This window comes from Burkholderia sp. NRF60-BP8, assembly GCF_001522585.2.
In the GTDB taxonomy this organism is placed as follows: domain Bacteria; phylum Pseudomonadota; class Gammaproteobacteria; order Burkholderiales; family Burkholderiaceae; genus Burkholderia.
This window is the reverse complement of the sequence record NZ_CP013373.1, coordinates 1,023,279-1,044,160: the sequence shown is the minus strand read 5'-3', so window position 1 is coordinate 1,044,160 and position 20,882 is coordinate 1,023,279. Positions and strand designations below refer to the sequence as shown.

Annotated in this window: 18 protein-coding genes, 1 tRNA gene, 1 pseudogene and 1 riboswitch; of the genes and pseudogenes, 13 read left to right on the top strand and 7 right to left on the bottom strand. The window is 67.5% G+C overall.

Features of this window, described 5'->3' with window-relative positions:
* Window position 1: 1 nt before the first annotated feature.
* The 6 genes from WS54_RS18145 (at window position 2) to WS54_RS18115 (ending at window position 7,315) form a co-directional block, all read left to right on the top strand.
* Window positions 2-1,378: an amidase gene (locus WS54_RS18145; protein ID WP_059779661.1), complete on the top strand. Its 1,377-nt coding sequence runs from the start codon at window positions 2-4 to the stop codon at window positions 1,376-1,378.
* Window positions 1,379-1,536: 158 nt separating this feature from the next.
* The gene (locus WS54_RS18140) at window positions 1,537-2,049 is read left to right on the top strand and encodes a disulfide bond formation protein B (protein WP_059779659.1); all 513 of its coding nucleotides are present in this window, start codon (window positions 1,537-1,539) and stop codon (window positions 2,047-2,049) included.
* A 625-nt stretch (window positions 2,050-2,674) separates the two neighbouring features.
* A complete protein-coding gene (xdhC, locus tag WS54_RS18135) occupies window positions 2,675-3,679 on the top strand; it encodes a xanthine dehydrogenase accessory protein XdhC (protein ID WP_059779657.1) in 1,005 nt (334 codons plus the stop codon).
* An 18-nt stretch (window positions 3,680-3,697) separates the two neighbouring features.
* Window positions 3,698-4,723 carry an adenosine deaminase gene (locus WS54_RS18130; protein WP_059779655.1) on the top strand — a complete coding sequence of 342 codons (1,026 nt, stop codon included), beginning with the start codon at window positions 3,698-3,700 and terminating at the stop codon, window positions 4,721-4,723.
* A 370-nt stretch (window positions 4,724-5,093) separates the two neighbouring features.
* Window positions 5,094-6,413: a guanine deaminase gene (gene guaD / locus WS54_RS18120; protein ID WP_059779652.1), complete on the top strand. Its 1,320-nt coding sequence runs from the start codon at window positions 5,094-5,096 to the stop codon at window positions 6,411-6,413.
* Between the two features lie 113 nt (window positions 6,414-6,526).
* Window positions 6,527-6,648: riboswitch (yybP-ykoY riboswitch) on the top strand.
* A 94-nt stretch (window positions 6,649-6,742) separates the two neighbouring features.
* The gene (locus WS54_RS18115) at window positions 6,743-7,315 is read left to right on the top strand and encodes a TMEM165/GDT1 family protein (RefSeq protein WP_034206691.1); all 573 of its coding nucleotides are present in this window, start codon (window positions 6,743-6,745) and stop codon (window positions 7,313-7,315) included.
* Between the two features lie 54 nt (window positions 7,316-7,369).
* On the opposite strand, the gene WS54_RS18110 is transcribed toward WS54_RS18115, so the two are convergent.
* A complete protein-coding gene (locus WS54_RS18110; RefSeq protein ID WP_059779650.1) occupies window positions 7,370-8,077 on the bottom strand; it encodes a DUF4136 domain-containing protein in 708 nt (235 codons plus the stop codon).
* Between the two features lie 185 nt (window positions 8,078-8,262).
* Between WS54_RS18110 and pepN the strand changes: the two genes are divergently transcribed.
* From pepN to WS54_RS18095, 3 genes are all read left to right on the top strand, one after another.
* Window positions 8,263-10,956 carry an aminopeptidase N gene (pepN, locus tag WS54_RS18105; protein WP_059779648.1) on the top strand — a complete coding sequence of 898 codons (2,694 nt, stop codon included), beginning with the start codon at window positions 8,263-8,265 and terminating at the stop codon, window positions 10,954-10,956.
* A 283-nt stretch (window positions 10,957-11,239) separates the two neighbouring features.
* Window positions 11,240-12,253, top strand: coding sequence for a class 1 fructose-bisphosphatase (locus WS54_RS18100; RefSeq protein ID WP_006485729.1), 1,014 nt, complete (start codon window positions 11,240-11,242; stop codon window positions 12,251-12,253).
* Window positions 12,254-12,459: 206 nt separating this feature from the next.
* Window positions 12,460-12,535: transfer RNA gene (locus tag WS54_RS18095), tRNA-Thr, on the top strand.
* A 148-nt stretch (window positions 12,536-12,683) separates the two neighbouring features.
* Here WS54_RS18095 and WS54_RS18090 read toward each other — a convergent pair.
* Complete coding sequence (locus tag WS54_RS18090) at window positions 12,684-12,935, bottom strand: hypothetical protein (RefSeq protein ID WP_059779646.1); 252 nt, start codon at window positions 12,933-12,935, stop codon at window positions 12,684-12,686.
* 453 nt (window positions 12,936-13,388) lie between these two features.
* On the opposite strand from WS54_RS18090, the gene WS54_RS18085 reads away from it, so the two are divergent.
* On the top strand, window positions 13,389-13,643 hold the full coding sequence (locus tag WS54_RS18085; RefSeq protein ID WP_006476609.1) for a GlsB/YeaQ/YmgE family stress response membrane protein: 255 nt from the start codon (window positions 13,389-13,391) through the stop codon (window positions 13,641-13,643).
* Window positions 13,644-13,826: 183 nt separating this feature from the next.
* Here the strand turns inward: WS54_RS18085 and WS54_RS34275 are convergent.
* From WS54_RS34275 to WS54_RS18075, 3 genes and pseudogenes are all read right to left on the bottom strand, one after another.
* Window positions 13,827-14,194: pseudogene (locus WS54_RS34275) on the bottom strand (exo-alpha-sialidase); the annotation flags it as partial.
* Entirely contained in the window at window positions 14,182-16,545 is a 2,364-nt protein-coding gene (locus WS54_RS18080) for a TonB-dependent receptor (RefSeq protein WP_059779644.1), read from the bottom strand. The pseudogene WS54_RS34275 and the gene WS54_RS18080, both read right to left, overlap by 13 nt.
* A 128-nt stretch (window positions 16,546-16,673) precedes the next feature.
* A complete protein-coding gene (locus tag WS54_RS18075; RefSeq protein ID WP_059779643.1) occupies window positions 16,674-17,063 on the bottom strand; it encodes a DUF2946 domain-containing protein in 390 nt (129 codons plus the stop codon).
* 240 nt (window positions 17,064-17,303) lie between these two features.
* On the opposite strand from WS54_RS18075, the gene WS54_RS33865 reads away from it, so the two are divergent.
* Window positions 17,304-17,408, top strand: coding sequence for a chorismate mutase (locus WS54_RS33865; RefSeq protein WP_162499609.1), 105 nt, complete (start codon window positions 17,304-17,306; stop codon window positions 17,406-17,408).
* 223 nt (window positions 17,409-17,631) lie between these two features.
* Window positions 17,632-18,225, top strand: a complete 594-nt coding sequence (locus tag WS54_RS18070) for a chorismate mutase (RefSeq protein ID WP_059779641.1) — start codon at window positions 17,632-17,634, stop codon at window positions 18,223-18,225.
* A gap of 101 nt (window positions 18,226-18,326) precedes the next feature.
* On the opposite strand, the gene WS54_RS18065 is transcribed toward WS54_RS18070, so the two are convergent.
* Window positions 18,327-19,454, bottom strand: a complete 1,128-nt coding sequence (locus WS54_RS18065; protein WP_059779639.1) for an exonuclease domain-containing protein — start codon at window positions 19,452-19,454, stop codon at window positions 18,327-18,329.
* A 140-nt stretch (window positions 19,455-19,594) separates the two neighbouring features.
* The gene (locus WS54_RS18060; protein WP_027783827.1) at window positions 19,595-19,798 is read right to left on the bottom strand and encodes a cold-shock protein; all 204 of its coding nucleotides are present in this window, start codon (window positions 19,796-19,798) and stop codon (window positions 19,595-19,597) included.
* A 393-nt stretch (window positions 19,799-20,191) separates the two neighbouring features.
* Here WS54_RS18060 and WS54_RS18055 point away from each other — a divergent pair, with 393 nt between their 5' ends.
* Window positions 20,192-20,458 (top strand): hypothetical protein, encoded by a 267-nt coding sequence (locus WS54_RS18055; RefSeq protein WP_034206682.1) that lies wholly within the window; start codon window positions 20,192-20,194, stop codon window positions 20,456-20,458.
* The last annotated feature ends 424 nt before the right edge of the window (window positions 20,459-20,882 follow it).

Genomic DNA, 20,882 nt, shown 5'->3' with positions numbered 1-20,882 from the left:
CATGACCACTTTCACGCCCTTCCCCCCGCTCGCCCAGCTCGCCGCCGACCTCGCCGCCGGCCGGACCACGAGCCGCGCGCTCGTCGACACCGCGCTCGACCGGATCGCCGATCCGTCGGGCCAGGGCGCCGTCGTCTTCACCGAAGTCGACGCGGACAACGCCCGCGCGGCCGCCGACGCACACGACCGGCTGCGCGCCGCGGGTACCGTGCTGTCGCCGCTCGCGGGCATTCCCGTGTCGGTCAAGGATCTGTTCGACGTCGCGGGCCAGGTCACGCGCGCGGGTTCGCGCGTACTCGACGGCGCGCCGGCCGCGCGCACCGATGCGGTCGCCGTCGCGCGGCTCAAGCGTGCGGGCGCGGTGCTGGTCGGCCGCACCAACATGAGCGAGTTCGCGTTCTCGGGGCTCGGGCTGAATCCGCACTTCGGCACCCCGCGCTCGCCGTACCGCCGCGACGTGCCGGGCGATGCACGGATTTCGGGCGGCTCGTCGTCCGGTGCGGCCGCATCGGTCGCCGACGGGATGGCTGCGGTCGCGCTCGGCACCGACACCGGCGGCTCGATCCGCATTCCGGCCGCGCTGTGCGGGCTGACGGGCTTCAAGCCGACCGCGAGCCGGATCCCGACGCAAGGCGGCGTGCCGCTGTCGACGACGCTCGACTCGTTCGGCCCGATCGGCCTGACGGTCGCGTGCTGCGCACTCGTCGACCGGATGCTCGCGGGGCTCGAGCCGCACGTGCCGGCGGCCCGGCCGCTCGAGGGCGTGCGGCTCGGCGTGCTGACGAACTACGTGACGGACGGCGTCGATGCCGACGTCGCGGCCGCGCTCGACACCGCGCTCAAGCATCTCGAAGCCGCCGGCGCGATCGTCGCCGAAGTGCGCTTCCCCGCGCTCGACCGGCTGCCGGAGATCAACCGTTTCGGCTTCTCGCCGATCGAGGCGTACGCATGGCATCACCCGCTGCTCGCCACCCATCGCGACCGGTACGACCCGCGCGTGCTGACGCGCATCCTGAAGGGTGAGCCCGCGACGGCCGCCGACTATCTGGACCTGCTCGCCGCACGCGCCGCGATGCTCGACGAAGCCGCGCACACGGTCTGGTCGCGCTTCGATGCGCTCGTCGCGCCGACGGTGCCGGTCGTGCCGCCGCGCATCGCCGAACTCGAAACCGACGACGACGCGTTCACCCGCACCAACGCGCTGATCCTGCGCAACCCCAGCGCATTCAACTTCCTCGATGCGTGCGGGCTGTCGCTGCCGTGCCATCCGCGCGACGCCGCGCCGGTCGGCCTGATGCTCGCGGCGGCGCCGCATCGCGACGACGCGCTGCTCGCGATCGGCCAGTCGGTCGAGGCCGTGCTGAACACGATCCGCTGACCGCGCCGGCCGGTGGCCAGCCGATGGCGAGCCGATCGCCGGCGGCCGGTGCGCGGTGCGGCAGGGTGCCGCACGCGCGCCGTCAGTTTCGTGCCAGACCGTTCGCGCTAAAATCGCGCGATTGTTTTCCGGACCGACCGACGAGGAACCCCGCCGACATGAACGACTACACGCTTGCACTACGCCGCGAACGCCGCCTGCTGATGCTGCTCGGATGGGTGTGCATCGCCCTGTTGGCCGGCGCGCTGTACCTGCAGTACGTGAAGAACGAAGACCCGTGCCCGCTATGCATCATCCAGCGCTACTTCTTCTGCGCAATCGGGATCTTCGCGTTCCTGGCCGCGGGGATCCGCAACTGGCGCGGCGTCTGGGTGCTCGAACTGCTGATCGCGATCGCCGCGGCCGGCGGCGTCGCCACGGCCGCGCGGCACCTGTCGATCCAGATGAATCCGGGCTTCAGCTGCGGCTTCGACACGCTGCAGCCGATCGTCGACAGCCTGCCGCTCGCGCAGTGGTTCCCCGGCATGTTCAAGGTCGCCGGGCTGTGCGAGACCGTCTACCCGCCGATCTTCGGCATCCTGCTGCCCGGCTGGGCGCTGATCGGCTTCGCCGCGATCCTGATCGCGGTCGTCGCGAGCCTCTGGCGCCATCGCCGCAAGCTCGCGAGCTGACCGGCCGGCCGTTTTGCCGGCCCATGGCCGGCGCGGCCCGGCCGGATGGGCCGCGCGGCGCCGACGAGCCGCCACCCGGTCGCGGCGGGCGCCTGCGCCGGCCCTGCCCGGTCGGCGCGTGTAAACACCTACCCCGCCGCCGCCCGGATCGCCGGGCCGGCGTGCGTCGCGCGATCGCCGCGCTCCCGCCCGCCGCGCGGGCGTTTCCGCCCGATGCGCATGCGTCGGCGCCCCGATCCCGCGCAGCGCGCCTATGATCGACATGATCGCCGCCTGATAGCCCGGATCACCGCCCGCCCATGTTCCCGGCGCGTGGCGGTGCTATCTTCGGGACTGGATGGCGATCTACGTGCGCGAGGCCAGGCGGTCTCACCGCTGCCTGCGTAACGCGCGCCCGATCCGCAATGTCGACTGGATTCATCATGACAACGCAAACCATCCGCATCCGTCACCCTCATGGCGTCCGCGCGACCGGCGGCGCCGTTCGCGCACGCCGTCGGTCCCCGGCCGCCGCGCCGCATCGGCCGTGCAGCCGGCCCGCCCCGCTCCCGTCCGTCCTCGTTGCCGCCGCGCCCGCCAGCCGGCGCCGCGTGTCGTGCCGCGTCGTCCCGAACGGAGCGTGCTGATGGAAGCCTGGCTCGGCGATCTGCAGCAACTGCTCGCGCACGGCGAAGCGGCCGTGCTCGTGACGGTCGCGCACACCGACGGCTCCGCGCCGCGCGAGGCCGGCACCAAGATGCTCGTCACGCGCGACACGGCACGCCATACGATCGGCGGCGGTCATCTGGAATGGAAGGCGATCGAGATCGCGCGGCACCTGCTGAAGGACGGCGCGCACGTGCCGCACGCCCGCCGGCTCGAGCGGCTCGCGCTCGGCCCGAGCCTCGGCCAGTGCTGCGGCGGCGCCGTGGTGCTCGCGTTCGAGCGGCTCGACGTCGGCGATCTCGGCTGGATCATGTCGCTCGCGAAGCGTGTCGCGGCCGGCGCCGCAACCGTCCGTAGCGTATCATTCGGCCCCTCGCCGGGCGCACCGCTGTTGAACGAGCCCGAATCGGAAGCCGCGCGCGCCGACTGCCTGCTGTGGGAAACCGGCGGCGTATCGCTGATGACCGAAACGATCGCCCCGTACGCGTTCCCCGTCATGCTGTTCGGCGCGGGGCACATCGGCAGCGCGCTCGTGAAGGTGCTGGCGACGCTGCCGTGCCACGTGCGCTGGATCGACCGGCCCGATGCGGCATTCCCGCCGGCCGACGCGCTCGCCGGCATCGGCAACCTCGCGATCGATGCGGCCGCTTCCCCGGCGGACGCGGTCGACGCAGCGCCGCCGCAGTCCTACTTCGTCGTGATGACGCACGACCACGCACTCGATTTTGCGCTGGCCGAGCGCATCCTGCGACGCGGCGACTATGCATACTTCGGGATGACCGGCTCGCACACGAAACGCGTGCAGTTCGATCATCGCCTCGCCGCGATCGGCATCGACCCCGCCCAGCTCGCGCGGATGCACTGCCCGATCGGCGTCGAAGGCATCGTCGACAAGGCGCCCGAAGTGATCGCGATCTCGGTGGCCGCGCAGTTGCTGCAGGCCGTCGAGGCGAATGCGTCCGCGCAGGCTTCCCCATCCTACTGACCGACCAAGAACGACGCCATGACCCCGACATTCAAGGACAAGATTGCCCGCGCACCGAAAGCGGAGCTGCACATCCATATCGAAGGCTCGCTCGAGCCCGAGCTGATCTTCGCGCTCGCGCAGCGCAACGGCGTGAAGCTCGCCTACGATTCGATCGATGCGCTGCGCGCCGCGTACGCGTTCACCGACCTGCAATCGTTCCTCGACATCTACTACGCCGGCGCGAGCGTGCTGCTCACCGAGCAGGATTTCTACGACATGACGGCCGCGTACTGCGAACGCGCGCTCGCCGACAACGTCGTCCACACCGAACTGTTCTTCGACCCGCAGACGCACACCGAGCGCGGCGTGCCGATCGAGACGGTCGTCGCGGGCATCGAGCGCGCACTCGCCGATGCCGAACGACGCGGGCTGTCGAGCAAACTGATCCTGTGCTTCCTGCGCCACCTGTCCGAAGAAGATGCGCTCGCGACGTTCGAATCCGCATTGCCGCTGTTCGAACGCTATCGTCATCGCCTGATCGGCGTGGGCCTCGATTCGTCGGAGCTCGGCCATCCGCCGACGAAGTTCGCACGCGTGTTCGAGAAGGCGCGTGCGCTCGGGCTGAAGCTGGTCGCGCACGCGGGCGAGGAAGGTCCGCCCGCGTATATCTACGAAGCACTCGACGTGCTGAAGGTCGACCGGATCGACCACGGCGTGCGCAGCATCGAGGATGCGGCGCTCGTCGAACGCCTCGCGAAGACGCGCACGGCGCTCACCGTCTGCCCGCTGTCGAACCTGAAGCTGTGCGTGTTCGACGACATGGCGAAGCACTCGCTGAAGGCCCTGCTCGACCGTGGCGTGGCGGTGACGATCAACTCCGACGATCCGGCCTATTTCGGCGGCTACGTCAATGAAAACTACTTCGCGACGGCCGAAGGGCTGCAACTCACGGATGCCGAAGTCCATGCGGTGATCCGCAACGGCTTCGAGGCGTCGTTCATCGAGCCGGCGCAGCGCGACGCACTGTACGCGCGCCTCGACGCTTACTGGAACGCCGCGTGACGACCCGCATCGAGGAACGCTGACGGATGAAACACGACAACGGCATCGGCTTCGCGATCACCGGTTCGGCCTGGCGCCGCGCCGACTGGCTGCGTGCATGCGGAGCGATCGCGCCGCGCGTCGTCGCCCGCACGCACCGGCCGTCGCGGCTTGCCGTGCCGTTCGCCGTCGTACCGGTTGCGGACGCAACGGCCGCGAGGTGCGCGGGCAACTACTCGCTGGCGGCTTCGGCCGCCACGTCCGCCCGCGCCGTCGCCGCCGGCCGTGCCGCACGTCGCGCGCCGCCGCCGCTCGCGAAGCACCGTCCCGCCGCCACGCGGCGTCGATCGCTTTCTTCCGTTCGCCTTACCTTGATGCAGGACCCTTCGTCATGACGCAAACCGCTTTCCGTTCCCAACTGCTGACCTTCAACGGCGACCCGGCGCAATCGAGCCAGGCCGCGAATTACGAGACCGACGGGCTCCTGATCGTCGACGCCGGCAAGGTCGTCGCGGCCGGCCCGTATGCACGGCTCGCCGCGACGCTCGCGCGCGACGCGGTGGTCCACGACCTGCGCGACAAGCTGATCGTGCCCGGCTTCATCGACACGCACATCCACTATCCGCAGACGGACATGATCGCGTCGCCGGCCCCGGGCCTGTTGCCGTGGCTCGACCAGTACACGTTCCCGACCGAGCGCCGGTTCGGCGACCCCGAGCATGCACGCGAAGTCGCCGACTTCTTCGTCGACGAACTGCTCGCATGCGGCACGACGAGCGCGCTCGTCTACTGCACGGTGCACAAGCAGTCGGCCGATGCGCTGTTCGCGGCGAGCGACGCACGCAACTTGCGGATGATCGCGGGCAAGGTGCTGATGGACCGCAACTGCCCCGAATTCCTGCGCGACACCGCGCAATCGGGCTATGACGACAGCGCCGAGCTGATCGGCCGCTGGCACGGCAAGGGCCGCCAGATGTACGCGCTCACGCCGCGCTTCGCGCCGACGTCGACCGAGGCGCAGCTCGAGGCGTGCGGCGAACTCGCGCGCCGCCATCCGGACGTGTTCGTGCAAAGCCACGTCGCGGAAAACGTCGACGAGGTGAAATGGGCGGCCGAGCTGTTCCCCGGCCACCGCAGCTATCTCGATATCTACGACCGCTACGGGCTGCTGCGTCCGCGCGCGGTGTACGGCCACTGCATCCACCTCGACGACGAGGATCGCCGCCGGATGGCCGAGACGCGCACCGTCGTCGCGCACTGTCCGACGTCGAACTTCTTCCTCGGCAGCGGGCTGTTCGATTTCGACAAGGCCGGCGAATACGACGTGCCCGTCACGCTCGCGACCGACGTCGGCGGCGGCACGTCGTTCTCGATGCTGCAGACGATGAATGAGGCGCACAAGGTCGCGCGGCTGTCGGGCCATCACCTGAGCGCCACGCGGATGTTCTGGCTCGCGACGGCCGGCGCCGCGCAGGCGCTCGACCTCGCGGACACGGTCGGCACGCTCGAGCCGCGCACCGAAGCCGACTTCGTCGTGCTCGACCCGCAGGCGACGCCGCTGCTCGCGCGCCGCACGAAGCGCGCGGAGTCGCTCGAGGAACTGCTGTTCGCGTTCGCGCTGCTCGGCGACGACCGCGCGGTATACCGCACTTATGCGGCCGGCGAACTCGTGCACGAGCGCGGTGCCGCTCGTCGCCCCGCCGCCGCGTAACGCCCGGCGGGCACGCCGTGCCGGCAGCGCGGCCGCTTCGCCGCCGTGCATGCCGGCAATCGAATGCACGGCGGCCGGCCCGCTTTCCCGTGTGCAATGCGCCGTGCTAGAATTCGCCGCTCATTGGGGAGTAGCCGCTCCGCTCGATGTCCCGCGCCACCGGCGCGCATCGTGACGGAGGCGTCCGTCAACAGACTTGGCCGTTCGGCCATGGCGGGCGCAGCCACGTTGGCCTGGCGAGACCGATGGTTCACAGCGCGTCGCATCAGGGCCCGGCGCGCGGTGGATCGTCGCTCGCACGCACAACAACGGCCCGTGGAACCCCATTCGTGTCTCAAGCCTTCCTGATCTCCACCGGCGCCGTCGCCCTCGCTGAAATCGGCGACAAGACCCAACTGCTTTCCCTCGTTCTGGCCGCGCGCTATCGCAAGCCGATACCGATCATTCTCGGCGTGCTCGTCGCGACGCTCGTGAATCACGGGTTCGCCGGCGCGCTCGGCGAATGGCTGGGTGTACTCGTCACGCCGTCGATCATGCGTTGGGCGCTCGCGTTCTCGTTCATCGCGATGGGGCTGTGGATTCTCGTGCCGGACAAGCTCGACGAGAACGAAGCCAATGCGACCCGCTCGCGGCTCGGCGTGTTCGGCGCGACGCTCGTCGCGTTCTTCCTCGCGGAAATGGGCGACAAGACGCAGATCGCGACCGTTGCGCTGGCCGCGCGCTTCCAGGATTACATCGGCGTCGTGGCCGGCACGACGTTCGGGATGATGCTCGCGAACGTGCCGGCGATCCTGCTCGGCGACCGCTTCGCGCACCGTCTGCCGACGAAGCTCGTGCACGGCATCGCGGCCGTGCTGTTCGTCGTGCTCGGCGCGCTGGCGCTGCTGGGTATCGGGATCTGACGGAAAGGCAGGTAGCCGGCGCGGCCGGGCGGCCGCGCCACGATGGATGCGGGGTTACTTCGCGACGGTCGCGCCCGCCGGCGGCGCGGTCGGTACCGCGCGCTCGTTGGCGGCCGGTGCCGCCGGCCCGCCGCGCTTGTCGACCGGCAGCCGGACCGAGCGAACCGCCCCGTTCGACAACGGGAAATCGGCGAGCGCACTGCGCGCGAGGAACGGCATCGCGTACAGCAGCGTGCCGTTGTCGCCGGTCGTGCGTGCGGACACGTTGTAGACCTCCTTGCCCGTCGCGCGCTCGGTGATGCGGATGCCGAGCACGTAGTCGAACACCTGGTACGTCTGCGCGACGTAACCGGCCGGCATCGGCCCCCAGGGACCCCACGGGCCCCAGGGATTCCACGGTCCGCGCCGCCAGTACGGCCCGGGCGCGAACCACGGATCGTAGTAGACCGGCTGCGGCACCGTCACGAGATCGCTGCCAACCGCATAGGTCAGCCCGACGAGATAGCGCGCCTGCGACTGCGGCACCTGCCGGAACGCATACGCGGACAGCTCGTTCGCGACGATCGGCTCGTAGGTCGACTGCTCGATGCTGTTCTTCTGCGCGTCCGTGCGCGTGAACGCATAAGTGCGCGTCGCGTCGCTGCCGCTCCAGTCGGAGAAGGCCGTGACCTGGGTGGTCACGTAGCTGGTGCAGCCGGTCAGCAGTGCGACGCACAGCGCCGCCGCCCAGCCCGCACTGCGGAAAATCCATTCGCGTTTCATGATGATCCTCGTCGATCCGTCACCCGTTCGTCGCACCGCGCGAAGCGTACGGGATGCCGATAATACGCGGACTCCCGGGATCGGTAAAAAGTTCGCCCGACACGCAGCCGCCAGCCTTTGTACAATGGCCCGGTTCGCCTGGCCCGCGCGAAGGGCCGCCCCCCACTCCACCGATCTCGACGACCATGTCCGACAACGCCTCCTCCACCGTGATCCGCCGCGCCGACTACACGCCGCCGGCCTTCCTCATCGATTCCGTTGCACTCGAATTCGATCTCGCGCCGGCCCGCACGATCGTCAGGAACACGATGCGCGTGCGCCGCAATCCGGACGCCGCGCCCGCGCCCCACCTGGAACTGATGGGCGAGGCGCTCGAATTCCTTGGCGCGCGGCTGGATGGCGCACCGCACAGCGCGGTGCGCGCGCACGAACACGGCCTGACCGTCGAGAACGTGCCCGACGCGTTCGAGCTGACGCTCGAAAGCGCGTGCGCCCCCGATCAGAATACGACGCTGTCGGGCCTTTACGTGTCGAGCGGCAACTTCTTCACGCAGTGCGAAGCCGAAGGCTTTCGCCGCATCACCTACTTCCTCGACCGCCCCGACGTGATGGCGTCGTACACCGTCACGCTGCGTGCCGACAAGGCCGCGTACCCGGTGCTGCTGTCGAACGGCAACCTCGTCGATTCGGGCGACCTGCCCGACGGCCGCCACTTCGCGAAATGGGAAGACCCGTTCCGCAAGCCGAGCTACCTGTTCGCGCTGGTCGCGGGCAAGCTCGTCGCGATCGAGGAAACGATCACGACCGGCTCCGGCAAGGAAAAGCTGCTGCAGGTATGGGTCGAACCGGCCGATCTCGACAAGACGCGTCACGCGATGGACTCGCTGATCCACTCGATCCGCTGGGACGAAAAGCGCTTCGGCCTCGAGCTCGATCTCGACCGCTTCATGATCGTCGCGGTCGGCGATTTCAACATGGGCGCGATGGAAAACAAGGGGCTCAACATCTTCAACACGAAGTACGTGCTGGCGAACCCCGAGACCGCGACCGACACCGATTTCGCGAACATCGAGTCGGTGGTCGGCCACGAGTATTTCCACAACTGGACCGGCAACCGCGTGACCTGCCGCGACTGGTTCCAGTTGAGCCTGAAGGAAGGCCTGACGGTGTTCCGCGACCAGGAATTCTCGGCCGACATGGCCGCGGGCGACGACGTCGAATCGGCGGCCCGCGCAGTGAAGCGCATCGAGGACGTACGCGTGCTGCGTCAACTCCAGTTCGCCGAGGATGCCGGCCCGATGGCGCACCCGGTGCGCCCGGAAAGCTACGTCGAAATCAACAACTTCTACACGATGACGGTCTACGAGAAAGGCTCGGAAGTCGTGCGGATGTACCAGACGCTGTTCGGCCGCGACGGCTTCCGCAAGGGGATGGATCTCTACTTCAAGCGCCACGACGGCCACGCGGTGACCTGCGACGACTTCCGCCTCGCGATGGCCGACGCGAACGGGCGCGACCTCGCGCAATTCGAGCGCTGGTACAGCCAGGCCGGCACGCCGCGCGTGTCGGTGCGCACCGCGTACGACGCGGCCGCGCGCCGCTATACGATCACCCTCGCGCAAGGCTACGGCGACGCGTCGCCGGCCGCGCGCGAAACGCAGCAGGGGCCGCTGCTGATCCCGTTCGCCGTCGGGCTGATCGGCCGCGACGGCCGCGACCTGCCGCTGCGTCTGGACGGCGAAGCCGCCGCATCGGGCACGACGCGCGTGCTCGAGTTCACCGATACCGAGCAGACCTTCACCTTCGTCGACGTGCCGGAAGCGCCGCTGCCGTCGCTGCTGCGCAACTTCTCGTCACCGGTGATCGTCGAGTACGACTACAGCGACGACGATCTCGCGTTCCTGCTCGCGCACGACAGCGATCCGTTCAACCGCTGGGAGGCCGGCCAGCGCCTCGCGACGCGCGCGCTGCTGACGCTCGCCGCGCGTGCGGCCGCCGATGCGCCGCTCGCGCTCGGCGAGAACTTCGTCGCCGCGTTCCGCCGCGTGCTGACCGATGAAAGCCTGTCGCCGGCGTTCCGCGAACTCGCGCTGACGCTGCCGTCGGAAACCTATCTCGCGGACCAGATGGCCGAGGCCGACCCGGCCGCCGTGCATCGCGCGCGCCAGTTCGTGCGCCGCCAGCTCGCGAGCGCGCTGCGCGCCGACTGGCTCGCCGCGTACGAACGGCACCAGACGCCCGGCGCCTACGAACCGACGCCGGAAGCCTCGGGCCGCCGCGCGCTGAAGAACCTCGCACTCGCGTATCTCGCCGAACTCGACGATCCGGCCGATGCCGTGCGCCTCGCCACGGCCCAGTACGACGCGGCGAACAACATGACCGATCGCGCGGCTGCGCTCGGCGCGCTGCTTTCCGCGGCCGCCGCGGGCGCGGACGGGCCGGCCGAGCACGCGCTCGACGACTTCTACCGTCGCTTCGAGAAGGAAGCGCTCGTGATCGACAAGTGGTTCGCGATGCAGGCGGCGCAACGCGGCACGCCCGCGCAGCCGACGCTCGCGAAGGTGCGCAAGCTGCTCGCGCACCCCGCGTTCAACCTGAAGAATCCGAACCGCGCGCGTTCGCTGATCTTCAGCTTCTGCGCGGCCAACCCCGCGCAATTCCATGCGGCGGACGGTTCGGGCTACGCGTTCTGGGCCGAACAGGTGCTCGCGCTCGATGCGATCAACCCGCAGGTCGCGGCGCGCCTCGCGCGCTCGCTCGAACTGTGGCGCCGCTTCACGCCGACGCTGCGCGACCGGATGCGCGAAGCGCTCGAACAGGTCGCCGCCGGCGCGAAATCGCGTGACGTGCGCGAGATCGTCGAGAAAGCGCTCGCATAAGTCGCGCGATCGCCCTGTCGCGTCCGAGCGATCGAGCCGGCGCCCGCTGACGCGGCGCCGGCTTTTTTATTGCGCGGGACCCGTCCTGAAATCACCCGCACGCGCGGGGTCGAACCGCGCGGCGCACCTGCGTCGCGATGCGCGCCCCGCCCGTCACCGCCGCCCGACTCCGCCCCGACCCGGCGGCCGGCCATGTAACCGGACGAAAAAAGCCGGCGGCACCGGAGGCGCGACGGGTAAAATTGCGGCCATTCAAGGATTCTTTGGCCTTTCGGAGTCTGTCATGTCCATTGCCCGCCGCACCACGCTGTCGAAGTTCCTGATCGAACAGCAACGTGAGACCAACAACCTCCCCGCCGACCTGCGCCTGCTGATCGAAGTCGTCGCCCGCGCGTGCAAGGCGATCAGCTACAACGTGTCGAAGGGCGCGCTCGGCGAGGCGCTCGGCACCGCCGGCAGCGAGAACGTCCAGGGCGAAGTGCAGAAGAAGCTCGACATCCTGTCGAACGAAATCCTGCTCGACGCGAACGAATGGGGCGGCAACCTCGCCGCGATGGCGTCGGAAGAAATGGAAACGTTCTTCCCGATCCCGGCGAACTATCCGCGCGGCGAATACCTGCTCGTGTTCGATCCGCTCGACGGCTCGTCGAACATCGACGTGAACGTGTCGATCGGCACGATCTTCTCGGTGCTGCGCTGCCCGGACGGCAAGCAGGCGACCGAAGAATCGTTCCTGCAGCCCGGCACGCAGCAGGTCGCGGCCGGCTACGCCGTCTACGGCCCGCAGACGGTGTTCGTGCTGACGACCGGCAACGGCGTGAACTGCTTCACGCTCGATCGCGAAGTCGGCTCGTGGGTGCTCACGCAGAGCAACATGCAGATCCCGGCCGACACGCGCGAGTACGCGATCAACGCATCGAACGCCCGCCACTGGTACGACCCGGTCAAGCGCTACGTCGACGAACTGAACGCCGGCAAGGACGGCCCGCGCGGCGACAACTTCAACATGCGCTGGATCGCGTCGATGGTGGCCGACGTGCACCGGATCCTGAATCGCGGCGGCATCTTCATGTATCCGGCCGACAAGCGCACGCCCGATCGTCCGGGCAAGCTGCGCCTGATGTACGAAGCGAACCCGATGTCGTTCATCGTCGAACAGGCGGGCGGCGCCGCGACGACCGGCACGCAGCGCATCATGGAAGTGCAACCGACCGGCCTGCACCAGCGCGTGCCCGTGTTCCTCGGCTCGAAAAACGAAGTCGAGCGCGTGACCGGCTATCACGACGAAGCAAAATAATTGCACTGCAGCACTGGACGGAGGCGCGAGACATCAGTACAATCGCGCCTTCGCGATGTGGCCCTAACCGGTCGCGTCGCAGTGAAGTGAAAGCGGAAAGTCCGCCGGATCGAGGGTTTCGCGAAGCAGCCGCAGCAAGCTGAAAAAATTTCGCAAAACCTATTGCCAAGATCGCGGATTTCGCCATATAATTTCATTTCTCTGCTGCCGGTGTAGCTCAGTTGGTAGAGCAGCGCATTCGTAATGCGAAGGTCGTAGGTTCGACTCCTATCTCCGGCACCAAGACATAAAGGTCTGACAAGCATCGCTTGTCAGACCTTTTCTCTTTTCCGGCGCCGAAATCCCGAAGTCGTTCGACGACGCACCGCCCGATCGCCGATCGCGCCGCACGCGATCGCATGCGCGTTCGGCAACCGCCGCGCACGTTGCTTTACTCGTCGCCAATCGTCGCACCAGCCGTTCTCCGCGCAACCTCGCCGACACATCGGCACGACGTTTCCACGCACGCGACGGCTACCCGCGATCGCATCGCACGCGGTGCGCAGCGCACGGCCTGCATGGCGACGATGGCCAGATCGACGACCTCCACGGCGCACGCGCCGGCGCCGTCCATCCCGGGCTCGGCCGCTGGCACGACGCACGCACCGACGACATGGCCGCCACGGTCGATCTCCCGCTCCATCGCATACCGTGACCGAAGCCTGTCCTTCAGGATACCGAACGATGACGGACATCGGATACGACCGCCCTACACCGATCCGCGCCACACGACACCCCGGATCGGCGAAGCGACGCACCGTGCTGCCTCACCCGTTTTGCACTGCTTTCGATCGAGGCGATCGACGACGCGCGACCGTCACGAACTGATCGCCGACGCAGCCGATAGACACCAGCGGCGGCCAATTCTTACAAATTCATTTCGTCAAACCTGGGGCCCGCACGGATCGTGCCGTACGCAGACAAATCCCCCTGGCAAATCTGCTTAAGGGTGCATAACATTACTTAACGATCCTGACCCGTCTATCGCGTTACATTGCGTGGGCGGCGCGGCGGTCGCAGTCGCTTTCAATCGGCTTTTCGGCGTGCGGCAGCCGACGCGCGGTCATTTCGACTCAACCCCAAGGAGAGGACCACCATGACTCATGGCTTGATTATGTGGCTCATCATCGGCGCGATCGCCGGCTGGCTTGCCGGCTTGCTCGTGAAGGGCGGCGGCTTCGGGCTGATCGTCGACATCATCGTCGGCATCGTCGGCGCGGTGATCGGCGGCTGGCTTGCCGGACTGCTCGGCATCAGCATCGGCAGCGGCTTCATCGGCTCTGTGATCGTCGCGGTCATCGGCGCGGTGATCCTGCTGTTCGTGATCCGGCTATTCAGGCGAGCGGCCTGACGTTTCTCTCCACGCGCCTTCGGGCGCGTTTTCGCATCGGGCCGGCGCGCGGCCGGTTCGCCGCGCGCCGCCGGGTCCGTCAGCGCTTCGCTTGCTGCCGCCGATCATCGAGCGCGTCGGCCGCCAGCAATCCCCTGCTCGCTTCGCGCACAACCTTCGCGCCCGATCCATACGGTGCGCGGCACCTCCCCATCCCCCATCGAGCGGCATCGACCACGATACGTATACCGCACGCCGATCCGGGCTCGTCGCGAGCTTCGGGCGATTGTCGGCGCGCGTGGAGACCTGCTCAGGCACCGCGTAGACGGTGACGGACGCGGACAGCGTGCGGCCCGCATCGTCGCCAGGGTCGACGACATGCGCGCCGCCGACCTAGGCAACTCACAGCGGGCGCCGCGCGTCGAACGCGGCGCCGATCGCGAGCGGCTGCTTCCTGCGCAGACGCGGCATGATGCTCATATGCGCGACGAGCGGTTCGGCGGCCTCGCCCCACCGGGCCCATCGCACGCGCCGGCGGGCGACGGCGCCGCGAACGATTTCACAGCGACCATTTCAGTTCTCCATAGAAAGTGCGGCCCGGATACGGGTGGAACGTGTAGTAGCGGCGGTCCGTCAGGTTGTCGATGCCGGCCGACGCGCTCCAGTGACGATCCAAGCGGTAGCGCGCCTTCAGATCGACGACGGTGAACGAACTCGTACCGCCGTAGACGTCCGGATTCACGTCGCTGTTGTCGAGCGTGTTGAACTGGCGGCCCGAATAGCGCACGCCGACGCTCGCGAGCCAGTGCTCGTCGAAGCGATACGACGCGAGCAGATTCGCGCGCATGCGCGGAATGCGCGGGAAACGCGAACCGACGTAGGCCGGGTTCGCGGCATCGGCGAGAATCTGCGCGTTGCTCGCCGACACGTTCGCATCGACGTTGAATCCGCGCAGCCCGACGTTCTCGCCGCTGAACGCGAACTCGACACCGCGTACGCGTACGCGGTCGACGTTGGAGATGTTCGTGACGGTCGTGGCGCCCGACACCGTCGTCTGGCTGTAGATCGAATCGCGCAGGTCGCTCTGGAACACGCTGGCGCGCACGACGCCGACGCCCACGTCGCGCTCGGCGGTGAAATCCCAGTCGATCGCCTTTTCCGGCCGCAGGTTCGGGTTGTTGTTGACGATCGCGTTGTTCGAAATCGTGCCCTGGAACAGTTCGCCGACCGTCGGGAATCGCGTGCCCGTCGCGAACGACAGCCGGAAGCGCCAGGCCTCGGTCGCGTCCCACTGCAGCGCGACTTTCGGCGACAGCGCATTCGCGCTGCGGTCCGCATAGCCGAGCGTGCCGCTCGCATTGCCGAGCGCGCCGCCGTACGCATCCCAGCGCTCGTAGCGCAGCCCGAGCGTCGCCAGCCAGCCCGGCGCGAAGCGCCACGCGTCCTGCCCGAACAGCGCCTGCGCGCGCGTGTCGCCGCGATAGACGCTCGCGAGCGACGTGGTCGGTCCGGCCAGCCAGTCGGCCGTGTTGTACGTGACGTTGCGCAGGAAGTAGTTGTCGTAGTGATAGCCGAACGTGAACGCATGCCCCTTCACTTCGGGCGCCTCCGCCTTCAGGTCGAGCGTGCGCCAGCCGGTGCCGTCGCCCTGGAATAGCGTACCCGCGCCGCCCTGCACGGTCGACGCCGCGCGCAGTACGTCGCGCGAGACGTCGTACGCGGACACGACGCCCGACAGCCGCCAGCCGGAATCGAGCCGGCCGTTCAGCCCGAGCGCATACAGCCAGTTCTCCTGGTCGCCGCGCTGCGGCGCGAAAGCGTTCGGCGCGACGGTCATGTTCCGGCCGCCGATCGACACGTTGCCGCCGTAGACCGGATTGCCGGCCGCATCGCGCAGGAAGGTCTCGCCGTGCTGCCGGTAATGGTTCTCCCAATGCCCGAGCGTCAGCGTCGCATCGACATGATCGGTGAACGCATAGCCCATCCGGACCGTCTCGTTGAGCTGCTCGGTCCGCTCGATCGTCTGTGCGCCGACGATCGCCCGCGGCTTGCCGTTGGGTCCGATGTCGGTCACGGCGCCCGTCACGGGCACGGCGGCGCCGAGTTTCGGGTTGTAGGCCGAATTGGGGCTCGCATACTGCATCGGCTGGCCGTCGTTCTCCAGCCGGTCGAGCGACAGCGCGAACCAGAACCGGCCGACGCGGTTCGCGATTCGCGCGGTCTGGTGATTGCCGCCGAAGCTGTCCGCGAACCCGTAGCCGTCGTGGTAGCGCTGCGTAAAGAACTGCGTCGACAGCGACGCCTCGAGCCGTTCCGGGCGGCGCGTGGCGAGCAGCACGGTCGAGCCGATCGCATTGCCCGGATACAGCGCGGAAAAAGGGCCATAGAGCACGTCGGCGCGCGCGATGTCGTCGGGCGGAATCAGCGACCAGCGCGGCGGGTACGCATAGCTCGACCCGAGCAGGTTCGACAGCAGCACGCCGTCGGCATAGACGAGCCCGCGCGCGCTCTGCAATTCGTTGAAGTCCCGGCCTGCGAATACGCTGTTGCGGTCGCCGATGTAGCGCTTGCGGACCATCAGGTTCGGTGCGTACTTCAGCGCGTCCTCGGTGGTGACGTTGGTGTGCGCATCGATCTGCTCGCGCGTGATCGACGTGACGACGGCCGGCGTATCCGGGTCGACCGGTTGCCGTTGCGCGGTCACGCTGACGGCGGTCAGCGTATCGCCGGCCGGTGCAGCCGACGCAGCGACGCCCGAGGCAACCGGTGCGGCGGCGGCGGGGCGACCGACGCCACCGCTGCGGGCGGTCTCGGCGCGTCCATCATCCATCGAAGCCGCGTGAGCGGCCGGCCATGCGAAAGCGGCCGCGCATGCGAGCGCGAGCCGGCCGCGCGACGGCCGCGCGGCAAGAGTAGACGACATGAGTGAGTTCCTGAAAACGTGATCGGACGCCGCCGGACACAAGCGCGCGAGCCGCGCACGAACGGCGCGACACGCGGACCAGGATCGCGGGCGGCTCGCGCGCCACCGGGGCGCGCGGACGACATCAATCAGACCGGAACGTTTTCAGGCGGGGCGCGCGGCTGCGCGAGACGGATGCCCTTGCGGGGCACATCGGGAACGATCGGAGCGGCTGCCCGATACGCGAACGTGCGCACGAAGCCCGGCATCGCGGGCAGGCTCGTACCCAGCGCGACGTTCGCCGCGAAGCCGGGGCAGTACACGCAATGCGGGACGCCGGCATGGTCGAACGACGCCGTGTCGCGGTCGTCGCCCGCTTGCGCGAGCACGACCTGACGCGCGCCCGCTGCACTGCACAACTCAAGCGTGAGCGCGCCGGAGCCGCTCGACGCGAGACGCGCGTAGCCGACGACGGGCGACAGTACGTTCAGTACCAGCGCCAGCCATACGAGGCCGATCCATCGCGTCGTTCGTCTCATCGCGGTCCAGGAAAAAGTGCGCGCAAGTATAACAAGCAGCCCGATTGTTGCCGATCGTGCAGCGTGCAATACCGGGGATCGCAGCGCGCGCCGGAACGCATGTGCCGTTAATACAACAGAGACAAAATCTAACGATTCGCCGCTGGCATAAATCCGAGCGCGAGGTTGATAATCATTGCACCTGCTGGAGAAACGATCATGGACGAAAGACCAACTCGCATGCCACCGCCCGAGCAAGTGATGAGCCCGGATCCGGAACCCGTCGGCGTGGAATTTCTCGCCGAATTGCCCGAGCACGTTCGGGCGTTCTTCGACGAGCAGCACAAGCTGTACGCGCCGAAGTGAACGTCAGTTCGGTTCTGTAACCGCCACGTGTCGATCATCGCTATCGTGCGGTTCATTCGTGCGCTTCGCGCGCAATTCGCCTCGCACCCGGGCCGCAACAGCCTGACGGTGCCGGATCGGCTCGCCCGCTGATTCTGCTGTCGCGACGCTGCGCCGCGCGACTGTCTTCGTCTATCCTTCTGGTTTTCCACGTCCGGCCCGCCCGGCCCTCCCGATCGCTCCGATGAAGCAAGCCATTCGTGCCAGCCTCGCTGTCGCCGTGCTCGGCGTCGCCCTCTTTTCGTCTCCTCACATCGCTCGCGCCGACGGCGACGACACCGCCCTCACCAACGTCGTGGCGCTCGCGTCGCAGCGCCTCGCGCTCGCCGAACCGGTCGCGCGATGGAAATGGGCGAATCACAGGGCCATCGAGGACGGGCCGCGCGAAGCGGCATTGCTCACCGCAGTCGAAAAACGCGCCGTACAAGCCGGCGTCGATCCCGCATTCGCCCGCACGTTCTTCGAGGATCAGATCGCCGCAAGCAAGGACGTGCAGAACGCACTGTTCGCGACCTGGCGCACGACGCGGCCGCCGGAAGGCACGCCGCCCGATCTCGCGACCAGCACGCGCCCGGCACTCGATCGGCTGACGCAGAAAATGCTCGCCGGTCTCGCGCAGGTCGCCCCGCTGCGCGATGCGCCCGACTGCCAGGCGCGACTCGCGCGCAGCATCGCAAACTGGAAGACGCTCACGCGCTACGATTCCACGCAGACGCAGGCACTCGATACCGCGCTGTCGCATGTCTGCGCTGCCGGCGGAGCCAGCGCGATCGGCTGACGCCGCGGACGCGGATCGCACCGTGGCGCTCGTATGTTTGAGCGTGACCAGTGCGGTAAAGTCCTAACGTAACCCGACTAGACGCGCAGTTTGTCGGGCACTCAGTCCGCCGGCGTCAGCGCCATGAGCGGAATCATTTGCAGGCCGCGCGCGAGATGCGTCTGCAGCAGGCGATGAGTGAAGGGTTCGAACGTGCCGCCCGCCGCGTCGGCCACAAGCCGTGCGGCTGCATCGAGCGATTCCGCCGAACCGAGATAGCACCAGCCGTCGATCACATGAAACAGGCGGCGCTCGCCGCTCGCCTCGAACGCGACCGCGCCTTCGAACGGCCAGGGCGCGCCGCCCCCGCGAGCGCCGTCGGCTGCCGGACGCCGGTTGTACGACGGACGCAAGCGGGCGATCCATTGCGCTTCGGCAAGCATCGCCCCCAGCTCGTTGCCGGTCTCGCGCCATTCGACGCGGCGCACCTGCCGCGCCAGCCGCATTTCCTTCGACGAGCGGCGCTCGCCGGTCAACAGCGCGCGCAGCCGCTGCCGTACGCGCACACTGCGGCCGACATACAGCGCTTCGTCACGCTCGCCGAAGAGCGCATACGCGCCGCACCCTGCCGGCGCGGTATCCAGCCAAGCCTCAGTCAGGTCGCCGCCCAGACGGAAGTGGCGTGTCGTCCGCGCGATCTGGTCGCGCAGCCGCTCGAGCGGCACGATGTCGTGCAGTTGGCGCCAGAACTGCCAAAGCAGGTCGGCATCGGCCAGCGCCCGGTGGCGCGCGGCCGGAACGAGCCCATGCCGCTCGATCAACGCATCGAGCCCGTGCCGCGATTCGCGCGGAAACAGCGCGCGCGACAGCCGCACCGTGCACAGCACATCGGGATTGAACGCCAGGCCGGCACGCTCGAACTCGGCGCGCAGGAAAGCGCGGTCGAAGCTCGCGTTGTGCGCGACGAACAGCTTGCCGTCGAGCCGCTCGAACAGCGCCGGCGCGAGCGATGCGAACGTCGGCGCATCGCGCACCATCGCGTCCGAGATGCCCGTCAGTTGCTGGATGAAGGGCGGAATCGCCTGCCCCGGATTGACGAGGCTCGTCCACGTCGACACGCCGAGCGGTCCGATTTCGACCACGCCGACTTCGGTGATCCGGTGGTCGGCGGGCGAACCGCCGGTGGTTTCAAGGTCGACGAAGACGAGCGGCTGCTCGCTGGCGGGATCGGACGGACGGGAATCGGACATGAAAAGGCAGGGAAACGATGCTTCCATGAGTATGCACCGGCATGCGTACTCGCGGCCAGCCCGGACGGCTCGTTCCGTCCCCGGAAAACAAAAAGCCCCCGCGATGCGGGGGCCGGACGTGATCGGCAATGCGAGGCGCGTCAGACCGCCTGGATATTCGCCGCCTGCTTGCCTTTCGGCCCGACTTTGACCTCGAACGAAACACGCTGGTTTTCCTTCAGCGTCTTGAAGCCGTCCATCCGGATTTCGGAAAAGTGCGCAAACAAATCTTCACCGCCATTGTCCGACGTAATAAAGCCAAAACCTTTAGCATCGTTAAACCATTTCACGATACCGGTATCCATGTCTTCGTTCCCCACTCGATAAGATCAAAAAAGCTATTTTTATAGCCGTTTCCCGAAATCCCGAAACATCGCGCCAGCACCCGTACCAGCGCTCCGCCCGAGGACGGAGTGCTGACTTTATAAATTGGACGATCCGGGCGCGTCAAGAAAATTTTTAGCGAACGCTTTCTCCAAAAGACGCTAATACCACTGGAATCGGTACACCATCGCCTTTAATTAATTGATGCGCATCAAGAACCTGTCAATATTACCGGGACCGGATCGTCATTAATCCGGAGCGTGAAATTCCTACCGGGGACAAATCGATTCGGTAAAATCCTCGGGTTTTTTCCGGGTTGCGGAAATCCGGTGACGTTGCGATCCTGAATCAACGCCGAAAGGAAGGAGAGGGTCATGTGGTTGGACGGAATCATGCGCTTCGCGAGCCGGCTCGGGCGCGTACGTCGCAAGTCCCGCGCCCTGGCCGAGTCCGCGCGCGAAGCGCCGTGCGATACCGAATTCGATACGACGTGGCACGGCGATCACTGGCAGAACCTGCTCGCATCGCCTCTGGATGCCCGTCACTACGTGATGGAAGACTGGACCTACACGCCGCCGCCGATCGAGGCAGAAGACGCCGCGCCTGCGGGCAAGCGCAAGCGCCGCTCGTACACGCCGTAGCGCGCCGGGCAGCGGGCAAAAAAAAAGCGCGACTGGGAAGTCGCGCCGACAAAGGTTTGGAGATCTTTTCCGTCAACGAAAAAGTCTGCTTCGGAAAGCAGAGATCGCAGTATAGCGAGAGAACTACCTTTCATTATCCATGCTCCACACAAACCTCTATTGCCGATGTGTCAATAATCGCGCTATAGCGGCCCCCGCCCTCCACTGACCGTCTGTCGCAATCACGCAACGCCCCCTCGGCAGTCCTGATCGTCATTTCTCTTCGCTGCACCGCCACAAACCCTTGCCTGGCAACCGTTTGCGCGGTTTTTCCGATTTTTGCGGATTCCAAAATATATTATTTCTTAAAGCGTAAGACACCCCTGCTCCGCACACTCCGTACACTGCAGACGGCTTTCTGATAAGCGCACCGCCGTTCTGCCGG